Here is a 25282-nt window from a genome sequence, read left to right as displayed (position 1 = left end):
GATTTCAGTGAAAATACTCCTTAAGAGGTATAGGGTTATAGCGGTTTTTACATTAATTTGGTACATACATAGAACATGGAGAGAGGCTGGGGTGAACAGACGATGACGGATGCCCTCATTGCTTTTGTCAGCACCATCATTTTGGGAATCGTAATTTTAGCGAAAATATGGTGGGATGGCGATGGTACGAGTTGGAGGTTTACGAAGTGGTATAGCGTTGTTTTTTTTGCGGTGGCTTTAGTAGTTGGCGGAATTACTTTTTTTAACAGTTAGAATGAATTTATTTATTGGGGGATTATGATGAAAGCATGGAAATGGAATAAACGATGGATTGCTGTATTTCTTGCAGTTGTACTTTTACTGGAGCTGCCATCTGTACGCTTAGCTGAGGCGGCGGGAACTGCAGTATTGGATCAGGAGAGTTTAGTTGTGTATGGGAATATATGGGTAGATGCTGTGAACCCGCGCTATCAAACCTTTACCCCAGCGGTAACGGGATACCTTGATGCCATTCATTTAAATCTTTCTGGTTCCTTTGGTTCTCCTGGGGCTCTTATCATTAGCATCTATAAGGAAGGCAACCTGTCAACCCCGCTTGGATCTGCACAATTAGCAGCAACGGGGTCAGACTGGAACGCAGTTGATTTTTCCGGGACATCGATTTATTTAACAAAGGAAACGATGTATCGAATGGTTGTTACTACGGAATATGCAGGCGGCTCGGGTTTTGGATGGTATAACAGCTCTACTGATACTTATACAAGAGGTTATTCTATTGCCAGCAGCCGTGATTTTTCTTTTAAAACATACATGGTCCCAGACTATTCGCTCTCTCCGGCCTTGAGCACCGTTTCAAGCGGTCAGGCGAGCCTTGCTGCCGACGGCACAAGCCAGACAACCGTGAGCGTGCAGTTGAAAGATGCGCAAGGAACGGCAATGACAACGGGAGGGGAGACGGTTGCGATTACGGCGACGAAGGGAACCGTAAGCGCCGTAACGGATAATGGGGACGGGACGTATTCGGCGACTTTGACTGCGCCGACAACAACGGGCAGTGCGACCGTGAGCGCGACCGTAGGCGGTCAAGCAATACCATCAACAGCGAGTGTGCAGTTTGTGGCAGGTGCGCCGTCTGCGTCGCAAAGCACGGTTGAAACGAGTGTTGCAACGCTAACGGCTAATGGTACGAGCCAGACGACTATAAGTGTGAAGCTGAAAGATGTGTATGGCAATGCCTTGACGAGTGGAGGAGCAGCAGTAACGATTGCTGCATCGAAGGGAACGGTAAGCGCTGTAACGGATAACGGAAATGGGACCTATACGGCAAGTTTAACTGCTCCTGTGACAGTAGGTAGCGCGACCATCAGCGCAACCGTTGGCGGTCAATCGATCACGTCAACAGCGAGCGTGCAGTTTGTGGCTGGAGCTGCTTCAACGGCGACAAGCACTGTGGAGTCAGCAGATGCGACCTTGACTGCCGATGGTGTGAGCCAGACAACGATAAGCGTGAAGCTGAAAGACGCGCAGGGCAATGCTTTGACGAGCGGAGGAGCAGTGGTAACGATTGCTTCGACGCGGGGGAACGTGGGCTCCGTAACCGATAACGGAGACGGAACTTATTCAGCGACACTGACAGCTTCGACAACGGTAGGTACCGCGACCGTCAGCGCAACCGTTGGCGGTCAATCGATCACGTCAACAGTGAGCGTGCAGTTTGTGGCCGGAGCTGCTTCAACGGCGACGAGCACAGTGGAGGTGGCGGATGCGTCCTTGACCGCCGATGGCACGAGCCAGACGACGATCAGCGTGAAGCTGAAGGATGCGCAGGGCAATATCTTGACGAGCGGAGGAGCAGCGGTAACGATTGCTGCTACTAAGGGGACGGTAAGCCCCGTAACCGATAACGGAGACGGAACTTATTCGGCGACATTGACAGCTTCAGCAACAATAGACAGCGCGACCGTCAGTGCAACTGTTGGAGGCCAGTTGATAGCGTCAACAGCGATCGTGCAGTTTGTAGTCGGTGCCGCTTCAACGGCAACGAGCACTGTGGAGGCGGCGGATGCATCCTTGACCGCAGATGGCGTGAGCCAGACGACGATAAGCGTTAAGCTGAAGGATGCGCAGGGCAATACCTTGACGAGCGGAGGGGCAGTGATTACGATTGCTTCGACGCGGGGTACCGTAGGTGTCGTTACGGATAATAGTGACGGAACGTATACGGCGCTGCTGACTGCGTCATCAACAGCAAGCACCGCTATTGTGAGCGCCAAAGTTGGCGGTCTGGCGCTTGCCGATACGGCAACCGTATCGTTTGTTCCAGGAGCTCCATCCGTATTAACTAGCAGAATTCAAGTGTCAGATGGGTCCCTAACCGCTGACGGAGCAAGCCAGACAACGATTCATGTAAGTCTGAGCGACGCACGGGAGAACAGTTTGACATCCGGTGGAGCGACGGTAACGATTGCTACGACGCTGGGTACTGTTAGTGCAGTGACGGATAACGGTGACGGCACGTATACAGCAACGCTGACTGCTCCGAATACGTTAGGTCAAGCGATTGTGAGCGCAACTGTGGATGGGCAGACGATACGGATGACCGAAGAAATCGAGTTCCTCGCCGGGGAGGTAAGCCCCTCCCAATCAACCGTCACCGCAAGTGCGGCAGTGGTTCGGGCAGACGGCAGCAACAGCGCCTTGATTTCCGTGAAGCTGCTGGATGATCATAACCATCCGATAGTGGGGCAAACGGTGCGGCTTCAAGCAAGTGGCGGGCACTCCATAATTGCTCAGCCTGCTGTAGTGACCGATTCAAATGGAATTGCTGTCTTTGCGGTGAGTAATACAGCCTCAGAGGACGTTACTTATTTTGCCGAAGAAGAGGAGAGCGGAGTTACGCTGGACCAAACTGTAGAGGTATCATTCGTCTATGATCAGCCTCCAACTATTGCACTGCAAGCAGACCCAACAGCAGCAACTTTTGGAACGGTGACTGTTCATACGTCGGCAGCAGCTATAGGGGAATTCAACCACATCGCTTCGATAAAATGGGCGGAAGGAAGTCGCAATGTCTCCTATTTTGAAACGGATGGCACGGAAATAACGGATCCATTTACCGTACAGACGAACGGAGTATATTCTGTCTACGCCCTGGATACCACAGGAAATGCTGCTGTTGCTACGATTAACATTCAAAATATCGTTCCTTTAAGCAGCAATGCGGATTTGTCGGAATGGGAATTAGCGGGAGCTGAAGGCGCGGTGAGCTTCAATTTTGATCCGGCCATTACGGATTATACTGTCAATGTGAGTCAGTCGACAGCTGGTTTGAACATGACACTGACCACGTCAAATGCCTATTCCGAAGTTTACGTAAACGGTACACAGGTGACGAGTGGCACGGCAACCGATGAATATTCGCTTGCTACGGGTAACAATACGTTTGAGGTTCGGATCGAGGCGCAGGATGGCACGATTAAAAACTATAAGCTCAACGTAAACCGCGCAGCAGCCGCTAATTCCAATTCAGGCGGCACCTCCAGTACGACTGCTTCTGCAGCGGATAAGTCGATTGTAATTCGAATTAATGATAAAGAAATAGCGGGTGCGGCTTCGCTCCAGATGGAAGCAAACGGGGCAAAGCGTATCAATGCCAAATTGGATGCTGTTACCATCAGTAAGGCGACGGATTCATTGTCCTCTTCGCCAGAGCAGACGATCTCTATTTTCATCGAAAATGAGGCGGACCAAGTCAGCTTGCAGCTTACGGCTGATGCAGCGGTCATGCTCTCCCAAAAGGCTTCGAGCGTTACATTGATGACGAAGTACGGACAGTATCGTTTGCCTATGGCCGAGCTGACAAGCAAGGAATACGGTTGGAGCAGTGCAACTGATATTCGCATTATGATTGGTATTGAAAAAAGTAAAACGTTAGCCGGCTTCCAGCAAGAAGCGGAAAAGGGCGGCTTTCAGCTCGTGGGAAATCCCCTCCAGTTTAAAATTGAACTGATCACCCCAAGCGGGCCAAAAGAGCTTTCCAGCTTCAATCGCTATGTGGAGAGGATCATTTATTTGCCAAAGAATGATTCCGGAATGGCCTCAACAGCAGTAGTGTGGGATGAGACGCTTGGCGTACATCCAGCACCAACGGTGTTTATGGAGCTGAATGGACGACAGGCTGCCATTATTCAAGGGTTTACGAACAGTACCTATGCACTCGCACTCAAAAAATCCGATTTAGTGGACATTCAAGGACATTGGGCTGCTGCAGAAATTTCCAGCATGAACAGCAGAATGATTGTTAATGGCCAGGATGAAAGCCATTTTAATCCGGAAGCTGCCATTACCCGTGCTGAAATAGCCGGATTGCTTGCAAGAGCATTAGGTTTGCCGAACGTAGGAAATCATACGGACTTCCACGACGTAAATGAGTCGAGCTGGTATAGTGGCGCTGTAGCTTCTGTAAAGGCCTATGGTATTATGGACGGGTTTAAAGACGGAACGTTCAGGCCAAACGAGCAGGTATCGAGGCAAGAAGCTATTGTCATCATCGTTCGTGCGCTGAGACTGGCAGAAGGGGCTTCGCTTGCAATAAATGACAATACAACAGTGGATTTATCCGAATACGCTGACGTTAATCAAATTGGGGAGTGGGCGCGCGAAGCGATACAGATTGCTATTAAGGAAGGTCTTGTAAAGGGCTATGGCAATAAGCTGCAGCCGAAAAAATTATTGACACGCGCTGAGACGACCGTGCTGATTTATCGAATGCTGCTGCAAGCAGAGCTAATCAACGATTAATTTTAAGTAGAAAAATGCGAAAAGACACTGCCAAGCAAGGCAGTGTCTTTTCGCATTTTATAGTCGACACCGCGATATCACTTGAAACGATACATAAAAACGTTAAGAACCTGTAGCTCCTGTAGCGCCGGTAGCGCCAGTAACTCCTTGAATGCCCTGAGCACCAGTCGGTCCAGTGGCGCCAGTAACTCCTTGAGCACCAGTAGCTCCTGTAGCACCAGTATTACCCTGAACGCCCTGAGCACCAGTAGCTCCTGTAGCACCAGTATTACCCTGAACGCCCTGAGCACCAGTAGCTCCTGTAGCACCAGTATTACCCTGAACGCCCTGAGCTCCAGTAGCTCCGATAGCCCCTGTAACGCCAGTAGCACCCGTTACCCCAGTAGCACCTGTTGCACCGGCCGCGCCTGCACCTCCAGATGAGCCATTCGCTCCTGCGGCTGCAAGAACCATATAATCAGCTGAGCTGTTCGGCAGCCCGGCGGGTGGAGATTTCACCACCACATAGGTGCTGCCGCTATAAGTAACTACTTGATATTTCTCATAAGTAGCAGCTTGGCTGGCATCAAAAACGACAATGCCTTCAAAAATAGATTTCAGCCAATCCTGCTGCGCCTGTTGATTTTGTCTTTCGATGAAAGACAGGCTGGCGCTCGGTTCCACATAGAAGGCAGTTTCTCCCGTATAGACGACCGCAATCATCTGTCCGGGCTGAAGCTGCGTGCCCTGTACAACCGTGCCTGCATTGATTTCAAAATGAATGGATTCGCCACTGTCGGAAAATAAAGTGATATCGTTCGCAGATAAACGGACGAGCATGCCGCGGACGACTTTATCGGTCTGGTTCGCATAAAGCTCGGCGTTTGCTACGATAGCAGCCATTTCCAGTCGAGTAACGCTGATTTCCGGACGGAAGGTACGATCTGCATACCCACTTGCATCACCAAGTTTAATGGCGGCATTTACATAACCCAAATAGGCAGGAGATATTTTTTTAGCGTCAACAAAGGAGGGCTTGCTGCTTGTAAGCTTAATGGCTGATGCTTCTTGGCCGAGTGCCCGGACAATCACTTTCATCAACCACTCGCGGGAGACATTCGTTTTGCCCCAAGTTTCGGAGGCCGCCTTCTCTTCCTCTGGTACAATAATACCTTGTTCAATAGCTAAAGCAATCCAATCCTGAGCCCATAGGCTGGCTGAAAGCGGAGACTTCGCTGCGCTTTTCGGGGGCGTTTCCACACCCTTAAGCCGGAGCGTCATAATGAGCGCTTCCTCATAGGTCATTTTTTCATTGGGATAAAATAAATTTTGTTTATTATTGCTGATAATTCCCATCGCGCTTAGCTTCATGACCGCCGGGTAAGCCCATGAGCTTTGCGGGACATCGCTGAACCGGAAAGGCTCAGCTGCTGCTGCATGGACACCAGAAATGCCAAGTCCCGATACCGTGCCAGTCATGGAGCCTACAGCTCCTAAAGCGAGTAAAACCTTGGAAGCGCTTTGACGTAATGAATTGCTCTGCTGCGCCGCTTTGCGGTATTTGCGCATTTCCTTCTTCAACAAACGGTCATTCATTTTAACTCACCCTCATTTTCGTATAATGTCCTGCTTATATGTAAATTGGTTATTCAACGGAAGCTAATGACTAACTAAGTGTTCAGCAAAATAGAGCCTGTTCCGCAATACGCTTTCATTATTCGGAACAAATACAGCGGCCTCCTCGTTATGCATCCGCGCTAGCTCCGGCATATTTAAACGATCGTAGCATACGCATAGCTGCAAGTGAGGCACCCAAGTCCGGCAGCCGTGTGCCTGAAGCGAATTGGTTTGAAGGAAGGAAGGGATGTGCAGCGCCTGCTTGTACCACGAGATAGCCCCGGCATAGTCACCCTCCTCCATATGATAAAAACCGAGGCGGCAGCAGTTTTCCGGTCTGGGTGAGGCATAGGTGAAGGATTGCAGCACCATTTTTCGTGCTTCGCCCAGCTTCCCCAAAGCATGAAAAGCATCCGCAGCGTTTCCGCATGCAGCGATGTTATCGTCCTGCCAGCCTTCTCCTTGGTCCAGCATCTTTTTGTACTGGGATATGGCGCGATCCCACAGCTTGTGATCTTTCAGCTCATTTCCATAATAAAAAAGATCGCGTGCCGAAAAGCGTTCCCCGCTCTGCTCCCGCTCCTCATAAATGAGCAGATTGCGCATGGACTGGGAATGCTCGCGTCGATGGGTAACGGCCGCATCAGACTTACGGATTTCTCCATGTACGGCCAAATATTCGTGAACTTGTCCAATCCATTGGAAGCCTCGTTCTCTTCTCACGATACGGTTGCGGCGCAAGCTGCTGGAAACATTGCCGTCATCATCAAACGAAAGATGATACGGCATGGACACGGCATCCACATCTGAAGTCAGCTCGGACAAGGTTTGCAGCAGCAGCTGGGTATCCTCAGGCAGCAGCACATCGTCAGCATCCAGCCAAAAAATGTAGTCCATCTTCGCCTTACTGAAAGCATAATTACGCGCCTTGGCAAAATCATTCACCCAGGCAAAATCATAGATGCTATCGGTAAAATCACTAGCGATGGCTTTGGTTTTATCGATTGAGCCTGTATCGACGATAATAATTTCATCGACGGCAGCATTGACGCTGGACAAGCAGCGCGCAAGGGTCTGCTCTTCATTTTTTACAATCATGCATAGGCTTACGGTAAAGGGACGATTGAGAATTGGAGGGTGGGTCTGAGGTGGTTTATGATCGTCGTGTTCAGTAGGGAGAAGATTAATGACCGTGTAATCTTGGGCGACAGCCAGCTCGTAGCCAGCCGGAATGGCATCTAGGCCAACAGTTGAAAAAGCAAGGCTGCCCTGTTCAGGCTGAAAATAAAAACCGCGCATTTCGATGAAGGCGCTCTTGCGTATGACGAGCAAGGGTCCCGCCAGCGTGTTCACTTTGCGGATTCCGCGTGAACGAAGCGCACGTCTTCCTTTTGCCAGCGTATAAAGCGAGGCGATATCAGAGTAATCGTATTCCAGCCGCTGCTCCCCGGTTATGTCATTCATCATAGGACTAATAACCGCAAGGCTGCGGTTATCTTCCAGACACCCAGCAAGATCGGCCAGCCACTGGCTGGTCACCGCGATATAATCATGCATAAATACTAATAATTCGCCTTCAGCCAGGGAAGCTCCGATTTGGAACCCTTCGGCAGCGCTGAGTGAGTCAGGCCAAGTTAAGCAGCGAAATCCCGGCATGCCCTTATATCGCTCAAGTCCGGAAGGGTCATCCAGCTCATTGATTACAATCAGCTCATAAGGATAAGCTGTATGCAATTGAATGCTTTGGATACAAAAATGGAGCCTGTTCATTCGCTCGGCAAAGACAATAATGGAAACGCTCATTGCAGCCCCCTGTGTAATAGACGAAAATGGCTTCTTTCACTTATATGTTATGAATTCTACCATATCCAACAATGAAATAATATTGGGCTTTTAGATTAAATGAGAGGGAATTTATACTGCGGGATGAATAAAAATGGAACCGATGCCATCCCATTTACTCATTGGCTTCGGCAGGCTTGTCGTTGAACTTATAGCCGACGCCGCGAATGGTGCGGATATAATGCGGCTTTGCTGGATTTTTCTCCAGTTTTTTTCGCAAATTATAAATATGTACCATGACGGTATGCGTATCTCCCATATGAACATCATCCCAGAGCAGCGAGAAGAGCTGTTCGTTTTTGTATACCCGATTTGGATTTTTAGCGAGATGGAACAGCAGCTTGAATTCCTTGGCCGATAGGGAAACGGGCTTGTTGTCCACGAGCACAAGGTGGGTGGCAGGATCAATGAGCAATTGATCAAATTTTAACGTTTTATCGGATACCTCTTCGTGCTTATGCAGCAAATTGCTTCTTCGGATATGTGCTTTAACTCTGGCGATTAGCTCAATCGGGCTAAACGGCTTCGAAATGAAGTCATCCCCTCCAAGGCCAAGCCCCAGCACTTTATCAATATCCTCATCCTTGCAGCTGACGAACAAAATCGGCACATTGCTCGTTTTGCGAATTTCGCTGCAAATTTGAAAACCGTCCATGCCTGGCAGCAGCACATCGAGCAGCACCAGATCAGGAGCATGCTCCTGCGCGGCTCTAAGGGCATCCACCCCATTGTAGGCAGAGAGCGTATGAAACCCTTCCCTTTTCAGAGACATGGTCAGCAATTCATTAATTTCATGATCGTCATCCACGATCAAAATCGTATTCTTTGAAGACATAAGATAGCCATTCTCCTCTTGTATAGCTTGCTGGTTGCGAGCGAGTAGATTTCTCTTCTCTAGCAGCGGCATACCCTGCCGAAAGTCTCAAAATTATCCTGTTTTAAGTATCTCATGTTCGCAAAAATATGTCGATTGGATAAATCAGATTTTAAATGAAATTGAGGTTATCTTGACTTTGAATTGATGGTTTAACATTTTGGGCTATTTTATAATGTAGGGCAGTAGGACTTGATAGGTATAAAGGTTTAGTCAGGTTTAGTTTTGAAGGGAGATAGCCTAGTGAATGTTATTGGGGGAACACGCCGAAAGGGGCTGTTATGGAAAATCGCACTGCTCGGAATCGCGCTGACGATAAGCGGATGCGCTTCGTCCTCCGAACCGGATCAAGCTCGGGAGCGGGCGCTTAGCGGCTCGTCTAACGAGGTGGTCATTGGAGCGGTATGGCCATTTGAGCAGCAGAACGATCAATTTCATGAAGGGCTTCAGCTGGCGCTTGAGCAAATCAATCAGGAAGGCATTCTGGGCGGGAAGAAAATCAAGCTGATGGAAATGGATGATGATGCCTCTACGACAAAAGGCATGGCGATTGCGCAGCAATTTGCGGATAATCCTGCTGTCAGTGCGGTCATCGGTCATCGTGGTTCTTCCGTCACGGTACCAGCGTCACGCATTTATGCGCATGCGGGCATTGTGCTGCTGACTCCGGCATCGACATCACCGAAGCTCACTGATGTGAACAGCTCTTATATTTTCCGCAATATTCCTAATGATAATCAGCTAGGACAGGCGCTTGCCATGTACGCTGGTGGAACGAAGCACCGTAATATAGCGATTTATTATACGGATGACGAGTATGGTAGAGGACTGGCGAATGCTTTCGAAGATCAGGCATCCCAGTCTGGGCTTCGCGTCGTTGACCGTCTATCAGGCTATAAGGATACGGCTGATATTATGCGTATTGTCGATAAATGGAAAACGCTAGATAGCGATCTTATCATGGTAGCCGCGAGGGCAAGCGAAGGAATCTCCTTCGTAAAAGCCATTCGCGCAGCTGGCATGGATATTCCCGTCATTGGCGGCGATGCGCTGGATTCGGCGGAATTTGCCAAAGCGGGTGAAGCGGTGGAAGGAACGATTGTCGCTTCCGTTTATTATGAGCTTGGACCTTCCGAGCTTAATCAAAGCTTCCGGCAGCAGTATATCGACAAATATGGGAAGGAGCCGGGCAAATGGGCTGCACAGGCCTACGATTCGCTGAGGCTGCTTGCTGACGGCATCGAGAAAGCGGGCTCCCGCAGCCCGAAAGCGTTAGCTGCCGCGCTGTCCGAGCTGAAGGGCTGGGAAGGGGTCACAGGCCAGCATTCCTTCGATGCAGAGGGCGACGTTCAGGGCATGAGCATCGTCATGAAAAAGCTGGAGGCAGGAACCTTCAATCGTCTGGATGAGGTGCTCCTTCCGAATCCATTGTAAGGCAGCGTTAGGCTTCAACACTTGGGAGGTAGCGATGAATAATCATGTTTTTCGTAAAGTGGCACTTGAGCGGCTGTCTTCCCCGGAGCAGCTCGACAATTTGGTTCGGGTAACCTCGCCTCGCGGCTGGCTTATGCTCACGGGTGTAGGCTTGCTCATTGTCGCCGCCTTGTATTGGGGGATATTCGGCACAATGACCGTCAAAGCGGATGGGCCGGGTGTACTCATTCGCCCAGGCGGACTGAAAACGGTTCATGCCTCTGCGGCAGGAGCGATGTCTGATATTCGTGTGGTCGAAAATGACACGGTGAAGCAAGGCGAGGTCATCGGCCGGATGGAGCAGCCGGAGCTGCTGGAGCAAATTAAGCAGACTAAGCTTGCCATTGCGAGCCTTGAAGGGGCGGCAGCTGAAGACAGGGCAGGCCGTGTAGCGGAGCTTAAAACCCTGAAGCAGCAGCTGGAGCAGCAACAGCTTGGCTATGAATACAGCACAAGAGTGATAAGCCCGTATACTGGCAAAGTGAAAGAAGTGTTGGTGAAGACGGGCAATTACATTGGGGATGGCTCCGATATTATCAGGCTCGAAACGTATGGCGTGCAGACGGATGAGTTAATTGCCGTACTGTATGTGCCGGTCAGTCAGGGACGGCAGCTGCTTCCGGGCATGGAGGTGCGCGTCTCGCCAGGCTCGATTAACCGCGAAGAGTTTGGCTCACTGATTGGGCAGGTCGTCTCGGTATCCGAGTTTCCAGTAACGGTGCAGGGAATGATGTCTACGCTGGGCAATGAAGGGCTTGTACAGCAAATGGCGTCGCAGGGCGTATCGCTTGAAATTCGCGTCAATCTTGCCCCTAATTCCGAGATGGCAAGCGGGTACAACTGGACGACGGAGCAAGGTCCGCCCGTTCGGCTGAACAGCGGCATGATGGTCGATGGTTCTATCACGGTCAGCTCGCAGCGCCCAATTGCGACCGTCATTCCATATTTTAAATAATTAAGAAGGGCGCGGTGAAAAAGGCGCAGCGGAATGAAAAGTTTGGGCTGGAGAAACGCAAGTGTTCGCTTTTAGCCTTGAATTTCCCCGGACACGGGTTTATTCATAGAAATGCAAGGCTAATGGCGATCGGAGGCCCTATCTTTTCATGCAGCGCAGCCTCTTTTAACCACGCCTAACGGAGGAGAGCGGATTCGTGGCCTCAAAAAGAGTAAAGACGCCAACCGTATTGCAAATGGAGGCCGTAGAGTGCGGAGCGGCTTCACTTGCTATCGTGCTCGCTTATTACAAGAGCTTCATTCCGCTTGAGGAGCTGCGGATTGCCTGCGGTGTCTCCCGGGATGGAAGCAAGGCCAGCAATGTGCTCAAGGCAGCGCGCCAATACGGCATGGAAGCGAAAGGGTATCGCAAAAATCCGGAAGATCTAAAAACGATGGAATGGCCGCTGATCATCCACTGGAATTTCAATCATTTCCTTGTACTGGAGGGCATTCATAACGATCGTGTGTTTTTGAATGATCCGGTCACGGGTCCCCGTGAAATCACATTCGAGGAGTTTGACCAATCCTTTACCGGCGTTGCCATTGCAATTAAGCCATCCCCTACGTATGTCCGTCAAGGGAAAGCGCCAAGTGTGCTGAGCTCGCTATCCAGCCGAGTCAAAGGGTCGGAAAAGGCGCTCATCTTCGCCATAGTGGCAGGATTATTTCTCGTATTGCCGGGCCTAGTTATTCCGGTGTTCAGTAAGGTGTTTATTGACCAAGTATTGCTGGGCAATTTGAAAAATTGGCTGTTCCCGCTGCTTATCGGCATGGGGCTGACCGCTTTGCTCCGGGCGTTTCTGACGTGGCTGCAGCGCTATTACTTGCTCAGGCTGGAAATGAAGCTTGCTCTAAGCTCATCCAGCCGTTTTTTCTGGCATGTGCTGCGGCTGCCGATTGAGTTTTTCTCCCAGCGGTTCAGTGGAGATATTGCGGCAAGAGTTGCCATTAACGACCGCGTTGCCCAACTGCTTTCCGGGCAGCTTGCTGTAGCGGCGCTCAACTGCGTCATGATTGTATTTTATTTGCTGCTGATGCTGCAATACAGCATAGTGTTGACCGGCATCGCTATCGGGGCTTCCCTGCTTAACCTTGTGTTCATGCGGTTTATTACTCGCAAACGCAACGATCAAAATTTGCGCCTGCTGCAGGAGGCTGGCAAGATGCAAGGCGTATCCATGAATGGACTTCAAGTCATTGAGACGTTGAAATCGAACAGCTCCGAGGCGGACTTTTTCGTCAAATGGTCGGGCTACCAGGCGAAGCTGCTTAATTCCACCCAGCAATTCGGGGTGTCGAATCAGTTTCTAATGGCCGTTCCTGCTTTGCTGACGAGTCTAAGCGCCATTGCGATTTTGTTTCTCGGCGGCTTTCAGGTTATGGATGGGGCGCTGACCATCGGCTCGCTGGTCGCCTTCCAAAGTCTTGCCGCAAGCTTCAGTCAGCCGGTCAACGAAATGGTTGCGCTGGCGGGCACGATTCAAGAAGCGGGAGGAAGCATGAAGCGGCTGGATGATGTGCTGCAATATCCGATTGATAGACAAATGCAGCAAAATCAGGAGCAGGCTTCTGAGTCGCCTGATATGGCGAAGCTATCGGGGCAAATTGAAATTAGCAATTTGACGTATGGCTACAGCAAGCTGGAAGGTCCGCTGATTGACCGGTTTAATTTATCGATTCAGCCGGGAATGAAGGTCGCATTGGTTGGCGGCTCCGGCAGCGGAAAATCGACGATAGCGAAGCTGATTGCCGGCATTTATGAACCGTGGGACGGTGATATCCGCTTCGACGGGTTAAAACGCGATGAAATTTCCCGCAATCGGATGGGCAATTCGCTTGCCGTTGTCGATCAGGACATTGTGCTGCTGGAAGGAACGATTAAAGAGAATATTACCTTTTGGGATTCTACCATACCGGAGATAGACGTTGTTCGGGCTGCAAAGGATGCGGTGATCCATGATCATATTGCGGAGCGCAGCGGCGGTTATGAGCATATGATTTCGGAAAATGGCGGCAATTTCAGCGGGGGGCAGCGCCAGCGTCTGGAAATTGCACGGGCGCTGGCTGGCAACCCATCGATTGTTATTTTGGATGAGGCGACAAGCGCGCTGGATCCGGCAACGGAGAAAAAGGTAGACGATAGTCTGAGGCGCAGAGGCTTGACCTGTATTACGGTGGCCCATAGGCTCAGCACCATCCGGGATGCGGATGAGATCGTTGTGCTGGAGCGCGGAAAGATTATTGAACGGGGCACGCATACTTCTCTCATGGAACGAAATGGCTATTATACCCGTCTCATTCAAAATCAATAGTCATGGTGCGAAAAGGAGATGGAAAAGTGGCTGAAGCAATAAAATTCAACCTGCATTCATTTTTTGAAGAATACGGTGCCTGTCATGAGGTGGAAGGCAACAGACCGATCCTAATAACCGATCAAAATGATGTATGGTACGTCGATTCCGGTTATGTGGATATTTTCGCCGTGACCCTTGAGCTTGAAAATGGCGGGACGAGAAACAAGCGGCGCTATTTATTCAGTTTGGAGGAAGGGGCTCTCCTATTCGGTTTTGAGGATTATGCAGGGGTAGAGAAAGCGGGCTTGCTGCTGACAGCATCCTTGGGCACGAAGGTATCGCAAATGAACCGGGATATATTCATGAGCCATAGGGCGGAATACAGGCTGAGTGATGGGCAGCTTGCCCCTTTAATTGATCAATGGGTAGGCTGCTGGTCAGCGGCGCTGAGTGTGCGGAATGCCCCGCCGGAGTTTGAGCTGCTGGAGCAAAGCGAGCACCTTGAGCTGGCACCCGATCAAACCTGGCGGTCTCTGCAAACGGTATGGGTGAAAATACGTGACGGCGTCGTTTACTGGGTATCCGAACATCCGATTACAGCGGAGGAGCCCTATTACATACCCGTGACCTCCTCCAGCTGGCTGGAAACGAAGCAGGCTGCGGAGCTCGAATTGCGGAGCACGCTTGAATGGCTGCAAAATGATCAGCAGCTGCAAGGTTTATATGCGTTTCATCAATTAATCGCAAGCCGCTTGGCTGTGCTGTTGACGAAGGAGCGGCTGCAGGAGCATGAACGCCTGCTTCGGCGAACAGAGCATGACGATTCGCTAATGGATCATGCGCTCAAGCGCTTGCTTGCCGTTACAGGACCGGAAGATCAGCGAGCAGCTGCTTTCCATTCAACCGATCCGCTATTTATGGCCTGCCGCGTCGTCGGCGAATATGCCAGCATCGTCATTAAACCTGTAGGCAGAAAGCTTAAGAAGCAGTCGCAGCGTTCGCCTATTCAGGAAATGGCCGAAGCTTCTGGCGTCCGCTCCCGCAAGGTCGTGCTCAAAGGGGAATGGTGGAAGGAGGATAATGGGCCGCTGGTCGCTTTCATGGAACTATCCCGCGAGCCCGTTGCCCTGATTCCGGCTTCTGCCGGCTCCTACACGTGGGAAAATCCGCTTAGCGGCGAAAAAGGCATCGTTCATGCCGATATGGCGGCGGGCCTTGAGCCGATTGCTTATATGTTTTATCGAACGTTTCCAGCTCGTGTGCTCGGCATAAAAGACATTTTGCAGTTTGGCACGCATCATTCGATTCGGCGGGATCTCATTATGGTTCTGCTCATGGGTGCGTTAGCCGGCTTGCTAGGCATTATGCTGCCGGTTGCTACCGGCATATTGGTAGATACGATTATACCGGAATCTTATCGCGGACCGCTCGTCCAGATGGCGCTGATTCTCGTCTCTGCCGTCCTGTCGATTGCCTTGTTCCGGCTGGCGGGGTCGCTCGCTTCGATGCGAATGGAGGGACGGGTAGAAAGCTCGATTCAGGCGGCGATTTGGGATCGGCTGCTGAATTTGCCGGTATCCTTTTTCCGCAACTATACCGCTGGCGATTTGGCATCGAGAGCGAGCAGCATAAATACGATCAGGCAGCTTTTATCAGGAGCGGTTTTGGGCTCGCTGCTGACGGGTGTATTTTCTATTTTTCAATATGCGCTGCTGTTTCGTTACAGCCCGAGTCTTGCTTTAGTGGCCGGGGGTCTTGTGCTCATTTCCATGACGTTTACGGTTACCATTGGCTTGCTGCAAATTCGTTACCAGCGCAGGCTGCTGGATATTCAAGGACGTATTTCCGGCACGGTGCTCCAGCTGCTGAACGGCATTAGCAAATTTCGCATGGCGGCGGCGGAAAACCGCGCTTTCTTCTTATGGGCAAGAGCGTTTGCGGAGCAAAAGAAATTGTCCTTCAAGGTTAGAATGCTGGATAACTACTCCAGCGTGTTTCAATCCTTTTTCCCCTTGGTCACCTCCATGGTGTTGTTTTATTTGGTCGTTTCCAGCAATTCCGCGCTGTCGGCGGGACAATTTATCGCTTTCTTCTCCGCCTTCTCCAGCTTTCTAATGGCGATGCTGGCGATGGCTTCCGCGCTGCTGTCGGTCGTGCATATCGTGCCGCTGTATGAGCGGGCGAAGCCGATTTTAAGGACGCTGCCCGAAATGCATGATCAGCTGGAAGATCCGGGCGAAGTGAGCGGGGCGATTGAAATTCGCCATATCCAGTTTCGCTATGCTGAGGATCAGCCGCTTGTGCTGAATGATCTGTCGATGAACATTAAAGCAGGGCAGTATGTCGCCTTTGTCGGTGCTTCCGGCTGCGGCAAGTCCACGCTTATGCGGCTTTTGCTTGGTTTTGAGCAGCCGCAGGGCGGCTCGGTTTATTTTGACGGACAGGATTTGCGCTCGCTTGATGTGGGGCTGCTGAGGAGCCAGTTTGGCGTTGTTTTGCAAAACAGCAAGCTGATGTCTGGCGATATTTTCACCAATATTATTGGCACCTCCGATTTGACGCTTCAGGATGCTTGGGAAGCAGCGGAGATGGCGGGCTTTGATGACGATATCCGCAGCATGCCGATGGCGATGCATACGGTTATATCCGAAGGCGGAGGCACGCTTTCCGGCGGGCAGCGCCAGCGCCTAATGATTGCGAGAGCGATTGCCAAGCGGCCGAAAATTCTCTTTTTTGACGAGGCTACGAGTGCGCTGGACAACCGGACGCAAAGCATCGTCAGCCAAAGCTTGACCAAATTGCAGGTGACGAGGATCGTCATTGCCCATCGTTTGAGCACGATTACGCAGGCTGATCACATTTATGTGTTTGATAAAGGGCGAATTATTCAATCCGGCACTTATGAGGAGCTGCTGCAGCAGCAGGGCCTGTTCGCGGAGCTTGCCAGCCGCCAATTGGCGTAACAATTGAACTAAAATTGAACGAGAGTTGAGAGCAGATTGAAGCTGGGCTGTTATTCTAATACCTGTAAGAAACAAAACTACATTTATTGGAGGAATTAAATCATGAGTTGGAATGAACAGCAAGTTACGGATACGGTAAATGCAGTAATTACGAAAGCGAATTCGGATGCAGAATTCCGCGCGCTTGCAGTAAGCGACATCTACGCAGCAATTAAAGCAGCAACAGGACATGAGGTTCCACAAGAATTTAAAATCAACATCGTTGATGCAACTGGCTACCACGCGACAATCGTACTGCCGGAAGTACGCGGCGCGGCTGATGAACTGACAGAAACAGAACTGGAATCCGTTGCTGGCGGCAGCAAATCGGGAGCTAATGATTTCTTTAATGGCGTAGGCTCTATTGCCGAAAATGCAGCTAACACAGCAATCCGCGTTGGCGAAAATATCGGTAATGCAACAGCTGACCAAATCAGAAATGCTTAATTCCTTTATTCCTTTCATACTTAAATAGAGCTTGCATTGGAGTGATATCCGCCGCTGAGGCACGATGTCACTCCAAATTTATAGAGAAGCGATGAGAGGGACAGCTGCTTGCCAGCGAGTGCCCGCGGTTTCCAGCGGAGGCTGCTTCGTCGCAATGCCTAACAAGAGGGTGCTTGTGTGTCGGTTGTGTCTGTTTTGTCATTCAAATGGATCAAGTCTTTCTGGATGATTATGCTGTGCATGGTGTCGGGTATAGCTACTGGCCTCTATGCGCCAAGTATCGCTCATTCTGTAGCGGATTTCGGCGATCTTTATTTATCCTTCCTGAAAATGTGTGTCATTCCGATTATGATGACCGCCATTATTTCCAGCATCGGCAGCTTATTCATCAAAAGCGGAGCAATGAAAACGATTGGACGCATGTGCCTCGTTTATGCCGCCGCACTCATCATTTCCGGTGTATTCGGGCTGGTATTTGGGGAAATCGGACATCCGGGGGCAGGCTTGCCCGAGCAATCGAAGCAGGTGCTGGGTGCGATTGTTAATGACTCCAGTACAAATGGAGCCCCAGTGGAAGAAGAGAAATCGCAAGGGATTTTGCTGTTTTTGCTCGACATGATCCCGTCAAATATTTTTACAGCACTGATGGAAAACAACACGCTGCAAATTTTGTTTTTCTCCGTCATCGTCGGCGTAGCCGTTGGCATGATGCGAACGAGGCAAGGGGAAGATGTGCTGCAGCTGGCGGATGTGCTGTTCCGTGCTTTTCAGAAGGCGATTTCCTGGTCGATGTACGCGCTGCCGTTTGCTTTGTTTTGCATGATGGCTGGTCAGTTTGCCACGTTGAACTTGGACATTTTGCCTGCGATGCTGAAGCTGATTATGATGTTTTATCTCGTTAGCGTCGTTTTAATTATCGTTTCCGTCGCCGTATTATCCCTGCAATTGCGCCAGCCGGTCAAGGTGGTCATCAGCGCTTTAAAGGAGTCGCTAATTTTAGCATTTGGTACGCGAAACAGCATTGCTACCGTTCCATCCTGCATGCATGCTTTAAGCAAGGAGCTGCAGCTGCAGCCGCACGCGATTCAATTGGTTGTACCGATTGGCATGATTATGTGCCGTTACAGCATGGTGCTTGTCTATACGCTGGGCATTGCATTTACCGCTCAATTGTATGAATACGATTTTACGATGATGCAGTGGATGCTGGTGCTGGTCGGAGCGGTGCTGACTTCTATAGCAGGTGCAGGTTCGCCGGGCGTCGTATCGATTGGCATGATTGCCATTATAGCAGGGATGCTGAAGCTTCCGGCTGAAGTGACGATCATTTTATTGCTGGCAATCAATCCAATTATTGATCCCATTATTACGGCGGCCAATGTATCCATTAATTGTGCTACGGCTTCACTTCTGTCAGCTAGAAAGGAAACTCATGTACAAGATAAAGAGATTAACGTCTGATGACAGATTAAAATATAAGCCGCTCATGTTTCAGTGGCTTTATTTGCAATTGGAGCAGAGTACGAGGAGCGATGAGGGACGAAGCCGCTTTATGCTCATTGGGGCGGAAGTGGCAGATGCTCCGGTAGGTTTGGCTGTGCTGGAGCTGCGGGAAGGAGCAGGGGCGCAGCATGCGATATTGCAATGCCTGTTCGTTGACAAACGTTGGCGCAGGAAGGGAATCGCCTCCTCTATCATGGAAGAAGTACGGAGCTCATGCCTCGAGAAGCAGATCGAAAGCCTGGAAGCTTACTATTATTCCGGAAACTCCTCTACGGAGACGCTAGAAGCTTGGCTGCAAAAAGAAGGCTGGACACAGCCATTATGCGAAGCGGTTGTTTTCCATATTAATAGCGATATCGCACGCGCAGGCTGGCTTCGGGAACGGCCTTTGCCAAGCGGCCTGGAGCTGTTTCTGTGGGCAGACAAGAAGGAACAGGAGCTTAAGCAATCGATAGAAGCAGCGGCAGCTGTTTTTCCGGATTTCCTGTCGCCGTTCAAAACCTTTGCGCCTTTGGAGCCAAGCAACAGCATTGGGTTATGCTCGAAGCAGGGCATGAAGGGCTGGTCAATGACGTACCGGCTGAACGAAGAGACGATATTGTACGATGCGGTATACATTTCACCGGAATATCAGCAGATAGGTCTAGCTTTCCATATGCTGGCGAGGTCGATCCGCCTTCAACTGGAAGCGGGCATTCCCTACGGCATTTTTACAGTGAACCGAGGGACCCCTGTCATGATGAAGCTTGCGCAGCAATGGCTTGCGCCTTATTCATGGAAGACGAGCGAAAAGCGGATTAGTTATTTGCCATTGAAGTAGGGATGTGGGGGAATGAACATGAAGGACAATGAACGCACCCATCGTATTGCGGTAACAGGTATAGGCGTATTGTGCGCGCTGGGCAATGAGCCGCAGGCCGTCTTTGAGCGAATGCTCGCGTCAGAGACAGGAATTGGGACAGTTACCCGTTTTAAGACGGACACATTGTTAAGCTCGCTTGCCGGACAATTGGAAGAATCGTGGCGGGAATCGGCACTTGCACATACGGCGGATCAGTCGATGGACTGGTGCGCGCGGTATGCCATTGCGGCTGCGAAGCAGGCGCTGCACAGCAGTGGCCTTACTATAGCACCAGGAGATTCCGCTGTGCAGACAGCAGCAGTTGATTCAGCAGATGTCGCTGCAACTGCAACTGCTGCTGCGCATCAGATCCCAGCCTCAAGAATTGGGCTGGCGCTTGGAACGTGCAACGGCGGCATATTATCGCTGGAGAAGCAGTGGGATTTGTCGGCGCTGGATGAGGAAAATACAGCTAATTATCCCTTTTACCAGCAGGGGGATGATACTGCGCGGCTGCTGGGCGTGCAGGGACCGGTGGCGACGTTAAATACGGCATGTGCCGCTAGTGGCAATGCAATCGGCTATGCCAGCGATATGATTCGCTGGGGATATGCCGATGTCATGCTCGCAGGCGGTTCAGATCCGCTGTCGCATAGTGTATATGCCGGATTTAATGTACTCCGGGCGCTTAATCCGCTGCCATCCTCGCCGTTTGGCAGCCGCTTTGGCCTTAATCTGGGCGAAGGCGCAGCATTTGTCGTGCTGGAGCGGATGGATGCCGCTGCTGCGCGCGGAGCGACCATCTATGCGGAGCTATGTGCCTATGGGCTGAGCAATGATGCCCATCATATGACGGCTCCGCATCCGGAAGGCGCAGGGATGCAGCGGGCGGTAGATATGGCCCTGAGCCTTGCGCAGGTTGCCAAACAGGATATTGAATACGTGAACGCGCATGGCACCGGAACGCAGGCGAATGACCGCGCGGAAATTAGCGGTTTGAAACGCAGCTTTGGCGAGCAGCTGACCATTCCGGTCAGCTCAAGCAAAGCGTATTTTGGGCACAGCCTAGGTACCGCTGCTGCCCTTGAGCTTGTCACTTCGCTTTATGCGATCAAGCAAGGCTATGTGCCGGCAACGCTGCATTTTGACACGGCGCGCGAAGGCTGCGAAGAGGCGGATATTATTCAGCACAGCATGCGCCCGATGCGTCCAAAGTATATCGTCAGCAATAATGCCGCCTTTGGCGGACACAACGTTTCATTAGTGCTGCGGACGGATAATTTGAGTGAAGCAGCGATACTGCATACGGAAAGCATAGCCCAGCTCGCCAAGCGGCGGGTTGTCATTACCGGGCTTGGCGCTGTTGGCGGCGGCCATATTCATCAGGGCAGCATCCTGAATGGGCTTGCAGAGGACGCTTCCTCAGAAGCAGTCGGCGCATTCTCTTTTTCCCTGAAGGAGTATGACAAAAGCAAATATGAGCGCCGAATGAATCAGCTGTCGCAAAATACGATCGGAGCAGCACTTGCTGCACTGGGGGACGCGCAAATAACCGAGGCGGAGAAGGAAGAGCTCGGCTTTATTTTTGGCACAGCCCGGGGCAGTACAGATAGCATTTCGCAATATTTGGAGTCGGTATTTGTGAAAGGGCCGGAATATGCGAGCAGCATTTATTTTCCGCATACGGTCATTAATTCAATTGCCGGGCAGACGGCGGAGAAGCTGAAGCTGCTGGGCTTCAACAGCTCATTCAGCACGGGAGGAAATGAGGGCCTGACGGCAGCGCTGTATGCTGCTGGCAAAATCCGCGAGCGTACGTTGTCCTCCTGCCTTATTGGAGCGGGAGATGAACGCTCGGCGCTGTCGAGCAACATTGACCGTGCGAAAGGCTTGCAGGCGAGCCGTTTTCGGATGGTAGAGGGCAGCGTCTGTATGGTGCTTTGTGATCTGGAGCAAGCGAGGCAAAGGCAGACTGGCATTTATGCGGAATTAAGCGGCTTTGGCACCGCCTTTGGAGCAGTGGCAAATGCTTCCCAGCAGGAAGCGACGCTTTGCAAAGCGGTAACCGAAGCATTAAATGAAGCGAAAATTGGCATGGCACAGCTTGGCCTGATTTTGCTGAATACGGTCGGCAGGCCTGATGAAACAGAAGGCGAGCATCGCGCTCTATCTTCATTGGCCGCCCATGGCCAGACACCGCCCATTATCAGCTTCAATGAAAGCGCGGGCTTTGGCGAATCCTACAGCTCGATGCTGCATCTTGCTGCGGCTGCGGAGCTTGTGAGCGGCAAAGCCGCAAGTGAAGTGGCGAGCGGCGCCTATGTCCATCTGGGCATTCCGCGGCAAACGGATCAGCTACAGCATGTGTTAGCGATAAGCTCGACGGTCAACGGCAGCTACTGCGCGGCAGTTGTAAGTGCATGGAACGATTGATGGGCGCTTGCACGAGGGAGTTATTTTCACGATACAAAAAGCTTAATACCAAGGAGGCGCATACGTATGAGCGTAGAGCAAATTTTAGACATGGAAACGATTAAACAGACGATTAAGCAACAGCTGTTAATTGACAGGCTTAAGCTTGAGGATATTACAGCGGAGGAAATTACGGACGATTTGATTTTATTCGGCGATGGGCTGGGCCTGGATTCGGTAGAAGCGTTCGAGGTAATGGTAGGCATGGAAGAATTGTACGGGGTAATGGTGGAGCAAATTCCAGCTGATGAATTAAAAATTCATTTGAAAAATGTCCAGTCCATAGCCGAGCTGATTATGGCCAGCCAGCAGAAGGGGACCGAAGGGCCATGATCTTTCGTGATCACGTCATTTTGATTACTGGCGTAACACGCGGCATTGGCCGGGCCATCGCCCTGCGATTCCTTGCAGAAGGAGCTGTCGTTGCCGGCATTTATGTGCGGGATGATGAAGCGGCGGAGCAGCTGCGGGGCGAGGCTGAGGAAGCTGGCGGACGGATTAGTTTGTACAAAGGCTCTGTCAGCGATCATCATTTTGTAGCAAATGTAATGAAGGACGTATTCGAGACGTATGGCCGTCTGGATGTGCTGGTCAACAATGCAGGACGGACGAATGATCAAATGGCGCTATTTATGGAAGAGCAGCAGTGGAATGAGGTGCTGGATACGAATTTTATCGGCACCTGCTGCTGCTCGCAGGAGGCGGTCAGCTATATGCTGCGCCTTGGGAAGGGCGCCATTATTAATATGGTGTCCGTCAGCGGCATTTACGGACGCGAAGCCCAGACGAATTATGCGGCATCCAAAGGCGCGATTATGGGCTTAACGAAGCTGTATGCCCGGCTTTACGCCTCGCGAAACATTCAAGTTAGCGCTATTGCGCCAGGCATGATTGAGACCGAAATGGCCCAAGGAGTGCCAGCGGAGAAAATGGCTGATTTTTTAAAGCATACGGCAGCCGGGAGGCTTGGCTCAACTGAGGAGGTAGCCGAAGCGGTTATGTATTTGGCGGGACCTCTAGCAAGCTATCATGCAGGTCAAACATTGAAAATAGATGGCGGGTTTTTGCGTTAAGCTGGATTGGGATAGAAGGGGGAATGAGGATGAAAACCGCATTTTTGCATCATGCCGAAAGTGCTTTGGGCACAGCGATAGCGCTATATTTGCTGCAGCGGGGCATCCGGGTTGCGGCGAGCTTCCAGACGCCTGAGCAGGCGGAGCAGTTTAAGGCAGAGCTGCCGCCTCCGTTGCAGGAACAATGTCAGACGATTGTTGCGCCGGACGTCCAAATGAAAGCAGTCGAGTCGGCTATTGCGGGCATAGCCGAGCAGATGCAAGGGCTTGACCTGTATATTCATGGCCATGATTGGGTCGACGAGCTGGAGGTGCTGCAGCATGATCCCGCCGAGTTCGCCTTGAAGAGCTACAGCCTTCTGAGCGAGCTGTTTTTGTACAGCCGGGCGGCGGGGAGCGTGATGGCCCGCAAGCAGCGGGGGCAGATTATCGTGCCGATGCTGGCAGATTCGCTGCATTACGACGGCTTTCCTACATCCCCGGTATATAATCAGGGAGCGCTCGCTTTTGTTAAAAGCTTCGCCAAGGAGCTGTCGCCGTTCCGCGTCAGTGTAAATGCACTGACATTTGGGTATTTTCGCAGGGAGAAGCAAGCGGCCGCTGGTCGAAGTAATCGCAAGCCGTTTGATATTTATGCATTAAAACCGCCAGTGCCGGAATTGGAAGAGCTCGCCCACGGGCTCGGCCTGCTTCTTGATTACGGTCATGGCATGAGCGGTCAAAATACGACATGGGGTTACGGTATTCAGTCTGTTCTCTAGCAAGGATATGAGGACGCGGCTTAAGGTAACCTTTGAAAGAGGCGGGGCATATGGGGGATCAGCAGCAGGCCGAGAACGATCAGAAAAAGGAAAATGGGCAGGCTGATGAGCTGTTGGAGGAGGAGCTGGAAGAGGTAGTTGGAGGCTTGGCGACCGTCTCGATTCCACGCTGCAAGCTTTGCCATGTTCGTATCGCTGTGTATGACATGACCGTATGCGCAGTATGCTTTCGCAAAACTCAAGTTTCGCATGGAGGGGAGGATGGCCAGCAATGATCGGCAAATACGATCGCTTGGCCTTCTGCTTGTTTTTGGTGTTGGCAATAGGCTTTATTACAGCATCATGTGCAAGCACGTCACAGCAGGCCTATCAATTGGAATCAGAAAAACAAGCTCATGCAGCAAATCCAGCCGCCTTCAGCCCATCTCCCGCAAGTTCTGCCGTTCCGGCTGCTAAAGCGGAGGTGGGGGAGAATGCTGGAAGTAAAGTGGAGCTTCCGGTTTACACAGAGGAGCAATTAAAGACTTACCCGGAGGACATCCGGGACATTTTGAGCAGAGGCAAGCTGAGGGTAGCCCTCTATCAGGAGGACCGCTATCCGTTTTTTTATGTAGATGATCAGGGAGTGCTCCGCGGAAGCGATGTTGAGCTTGCAAACGACATCGCTCTTAAGCTTGGCGTACAAGCAGCATTTATACGAACAGCTGATTCATTCAATGAAGTTATTAATCAAGTATCCCAAGGGGAGGCGGATATCGGCGTTTCCAAGCTGAGCATTACCTTGGAGCGGGCGAAGCGGGTATTATTTTCCGATGCCTATTTGAATTTGAAACAAGCGCTGTTGATTAACCGTATGCAGCTTGCCGCAATTACTGAAAAAGGCGATGCTGCTGATCCGCTTGCCCTCATCCAAGGCCGCGGGGAGCAGGTGGGCATTGTCGGAGGCACCTCTTATGCGGGCTTTGCCCAGGAGCTTTTTCCAAATCAAAGCCAGGCGAGCTATCCGAATTCGGCCGAGCTGTTTGATGGCGTAAGGCAAGGGGATGTGCTAGCAGCCGTTTATGATGCCTTTGAAATTTCCCGTTATTTGAAAAAATACCCTTCGTATTCGCTCCAGCTGCAATTCGTGCAATTGGATGATCACGATGATGATATTGCCATTGCCGTCGATCCGCAGCGTTATCATCTCCAACAGTGGATTAACACCTATCTCCATATGGAGCAGAAGGAAATTCAAAAACGGCTTGAAAACTTTGAGATATAAGCCCATTACAAGTATGAAACTTATAGATTCTTATATTTTAAAAA

Annotated in this window: 17 protein-coding genes; 14 read left to right on the top strand and 3 right to left on the bottom strand. The window is 51.0% G+C overall.

All coding sequences use genetic code 11. From position 1 onward, the window contains the following. The first annotated feature begins 297 nt into the window (after positions 1–297). Positions 298–4800 carry an invasin domain 3-containing protein gene (locus AC6B99_RS28625; RefSeq protein WP_496664814.1) on the top strand — a complete coding sequence of 1501 codons (4503 nt, stop codon included), beginning with the start codon at positions 298–300 and terminating at the stop codon, positions 4798–4800. A 102-nt stretch (positions 4801–4902) separates the two neighbouring features. Here the strand turns inward: AC6B99_RS28625 and AC6B99_RS28620 are convergent, their stop codons facing one another. From AC6B99_RS28620 to AC6B99_RS28610, 3 genes are all read right to left on the bottom strand, one after another. Beyond that, positions 4903–6375 (bottom strand): S-layer homology domain-containing protein, encoded by a 1473-nt coding sequence (locus AC6B99_RS28620; RefSeq protein WP_496664813.1) that lies wholly within the window; start codon positions 6373–6375, stop codon positions 4903–4905. Between the two features lie 63 nt (positions 6376–6438). Then, positions 6439–8199, bottom strand: a complete 1761-nt coding sequence (locus tag AC6B99_RS28615) for a glycosyltransferase (protein WP_496664812.1) — start codon at positions 8197–8199, stop codon at positions 6439–6441. Positions 8200–8353: 154 nt separating this feature from the next. Next, complete coding sequence (locus AC6B99_RS28610; protein WP_494863443.1) at positions 8354–9073, bottom strand: response regulator; 720 nt, start codon at positions 9071–9073, stop codon at positions 8354–8356. Positions 9074–9355: 282 nt separating this feature from the next. Here AC6B99_RS28610 and AC6B99_RS28605 point away from each other — a divergent pair, with 282 nt between their 5' ends. From AC6B99_RS28605 to AC6B99_RS28545, 13 genes are all read left to right on the top strand, one after another. Continuing rightward, positions 9356–10546: an ABC transporter substrate-binding protein gene (locus tag AC6B99_RS28605; protein WP_056040933.1), complete on the top strand. Its 1191-nt coding sequence runs from the start codon at positions 9356–9358 to the stop codon at positions 10544–10546. A gap of 34 nt (positions 10547–10580) precedes the next feature. Continuing rightward, entirely contained in the window at positions 10581–11540 is a 960-nt protein-coding gene (locus tag AC6B99_RS28600; RefSeq protein ID WP_494879649.1) for an NHLP bacteriocin system secretion protein, read from the top strand. 196 nt (positions 11541–11736) lie between these two features. Next, entirely contained in the window at positions 11737–13893 is a 2157-nt protein-coding gene (locus AC6B99_RS28595; RefSeq protein WP_494879647.1) for an NHLP family bacteriocin export ABC transporter peptidase/permease/ATPase subunit, read from the top strand. A gap of 26 nt (positions 13894–13919) precedes the next feature. Further along, positions 13920–16838, top strand: coding sequence for an NHLP bacteriocin export ABC transporter permease/ATPase subunit (locus AC6B99_RS28590; protein ID WP_496664811.1), 2919 nt, complete (start codon positions 13920–13922; stop codon positions 16836–16838). Between the two features lie 102 nt (positions 16839–16940). Beyond that, positions 16941–17324 (top strand): hypothetical protein, encoded by a 384-nt coding sequence (locus AC6B99_RS28585; RefSeq protein WP_056040939.1) that lies wholly within the window; start codon positions 16941–16943, stop codon positions 17322–17324. 177 nt (positions 17325–17501) lie between these two features. After that, positions 17502–18785 carry a dicarboxylate/amino acid:cation symporter gene (locus tag AC6B99_RS28580; protein ID WP_496664810.1) on the top strand — a complete coding sequence of 428 codons (1284 nt, stop codon included), beginning with the start codon at positions 17502–17504 and terminating at the stop codon, positions 18783–18785. Further along, on the top strand, positions 18757–19647 hold the full coding sequence (locus tag AC6B99_RS28575) for a GNAT family N-acetyltransferase (RefSeq protein WP_496664809.1): 891 nt from the start codon (positions 18757–18759) through the stop codon (positions 19645–19647). Before AC6B99_RS28580 ends, AC6B99_RS28575 begins: the two co-directional genes overlap by 29 nt. An 18-nt stretch (positions 19648–19665) precedes the next feature. Beyond that, complete coding sequence (locus AC6B99_RS28570) at positions 19666–22101, top strand: beta-ketoacyl synthase N-terminal-like domain-containing protein (protein WP_496664808.1); 2436 nt, start codon at positions 19666–19668, stop codon at positions 22099–22101. Between the two features lie 66 nt (positions 22102–22167). Continuing rightward, positions 22168–22473, top strand: a complete 306-nt coding sequence (locus AC6B99_RS28565; protein ID WP_056040947.1) for a phosphopantetheine-binding protein — start codon at positions 22168–22170, stop codon at positions 22471–22473. Continuing rightward, positions 22470–23213, top strand: coding sequence for an SDR family oxidoreductase (locus AC6B99_RS28560; protein WP_496664807.1), 744 nt, complete (start codon positions 22470–22472; stop codon positions 23211–23213). Before AC6B99_RS28565 ends, AC6B99_RS28560 begins: the two co-directional genes overlap by 4 nt. A gap of 29 nt (positions 23214–23242) precedes the next feature. After that, positions 23243–23974 carry an SDR family oxidoreductase gene (locus AC6B99_RS28555; RefSeq protein ID WP_496664806.1) on the top strand — a complete coding sequence of 244 codons (732 nt, stop codon included), beginning with the start codon at positions 23243–23245 and terminating at the stop codon, positions 23972–23974. A gap of 50 nt (positions 23975–24024) precedes the next feature. Next, positions 24025–24249: a hypothetical protein gene (locus tag AC6B99_RS28550; protein WP_056040954.1), complete on the top strand. Its 225-nt coding sequence runs from the start codon at positions 24025–24027 to the stop codon at positions 24247–24249. Next, complete coding sequence (locus AC6B99_RS28545) at positions 24246–25238, top strand: ABC transporter substrate-binding protein (RefSeq protein WP_056040955.1); 993 nt, start codon at positions 24246–24248, stop codon at positions 25236–25238. Before AC6B99_RS28550 ends, AC6B99_RS28545 begins: the two co-directional genes overlap by 4 nt. Positions 25239–25282: the final 44 nt, after the last annotated feature.

The sequence above is a fragment of the Paenibacillus liaoningensis genome, assembly GCF_059609455.1.
Note: the sequence above shows the minus strand (reverse complement) of the source record. Positions and strands in the feature narration are given on the sequence as shown.

Excerpts from the sequence above, each read along its gene's own strand:
- AC6B99_RS28550 (WP_056040954.1), top strand. The coding sequence starts at position 24,025 with ATGGGGGATCAGCAGCAGGCCGAGAACGATCAGAAAAAGGAAAATGGG.
- AC6B99_RS28615 (WP_496664812.1), bottom strand. The coding sequence starts at position 8,199 with ATGAGCGTTTCCATTATTGTCTTTGCCGAGCGAATGAACAGGCTCCAT.
- AC6B99_RS28600 (WP_494879649.1), top strand. The coding sequence starts at position 10,581 with ATGAATAATCATGTTTTTCGTAAAGTGGCACTTGAGCGGCTGTCTTCC.
- AC6B99_RS28570 (WP_496664808.1), top strand. The coding sequence starts at position 19,666 with ATGAAGGACAATGAACGCACCCATCGTATTGCGGTAACAGGTATAGGC.
- AC6B99_RS28610 (WP_494863443.1), bottom strand. The coding sequence starts at position 9,073 with ATGTCTTCAAAGAATACGATTTTGATCGTGGATGACGATCATGAAATT.
- AC6B99_RS28555 (WP_496664806.1), top strand. The coding sequence starts at position 23,243 with ATGAAAACCGCATTTTTGCATCATGCCGAAAGTGCTTTGGGCACAGCG.
- AC6B99_RS28575 (WP_496664809.1), top strand. The coding sequence starts at position 18,757 with ATGTACAAGATAAAGAGATTAACGTCTGATGACAGATTAAAATATAAG.
- AC6B99_RS28625 (WP_496664814.1), top strand. The coding sequence starts at position 298 with ATGATGAAAGCATGGAAATGGAATAAACGATGGATTGCTGTATTTCTT.
- AC6B99_RS28560 (WP_496664807.1), top strand. The coding sequence starts at position 22,470 with ATGATCTTTCGTGATCACGTCATTTTGATTACTGGCGTAACACGCGGC.
- AC6B99_RS28565 (WP_056040947.1), top strand. The coding sequence starts at position 22,168 with ATGAGCGTAGAGCAAATTTTAGACATGGAAACGATTAAACAGACGATT.
- AC6B99_RS28585 (WP_056040939.1), top strand. The coding sequence starts at position 16,941 with ATGAGTTGGAATGAACAGCAAGTTACGGATACGGTAAATGCAGTAATT.
- AC6B99_RS28620 (WP_496664813.1), bottom strand. The coding sequence starts at position 6,375 with ATGAATGACCGTTTGTTGAAGAAGGAAATGCGCAAATACCGCAAAGCG.
- AC6B99_RS28545 (WP_056040955.1), top strand. The coding sequence starts at position 24,246 with ATGATCGGCAAATACGATCGCTTGGCCTTCTGCTTGTTTTTGGTGTTG.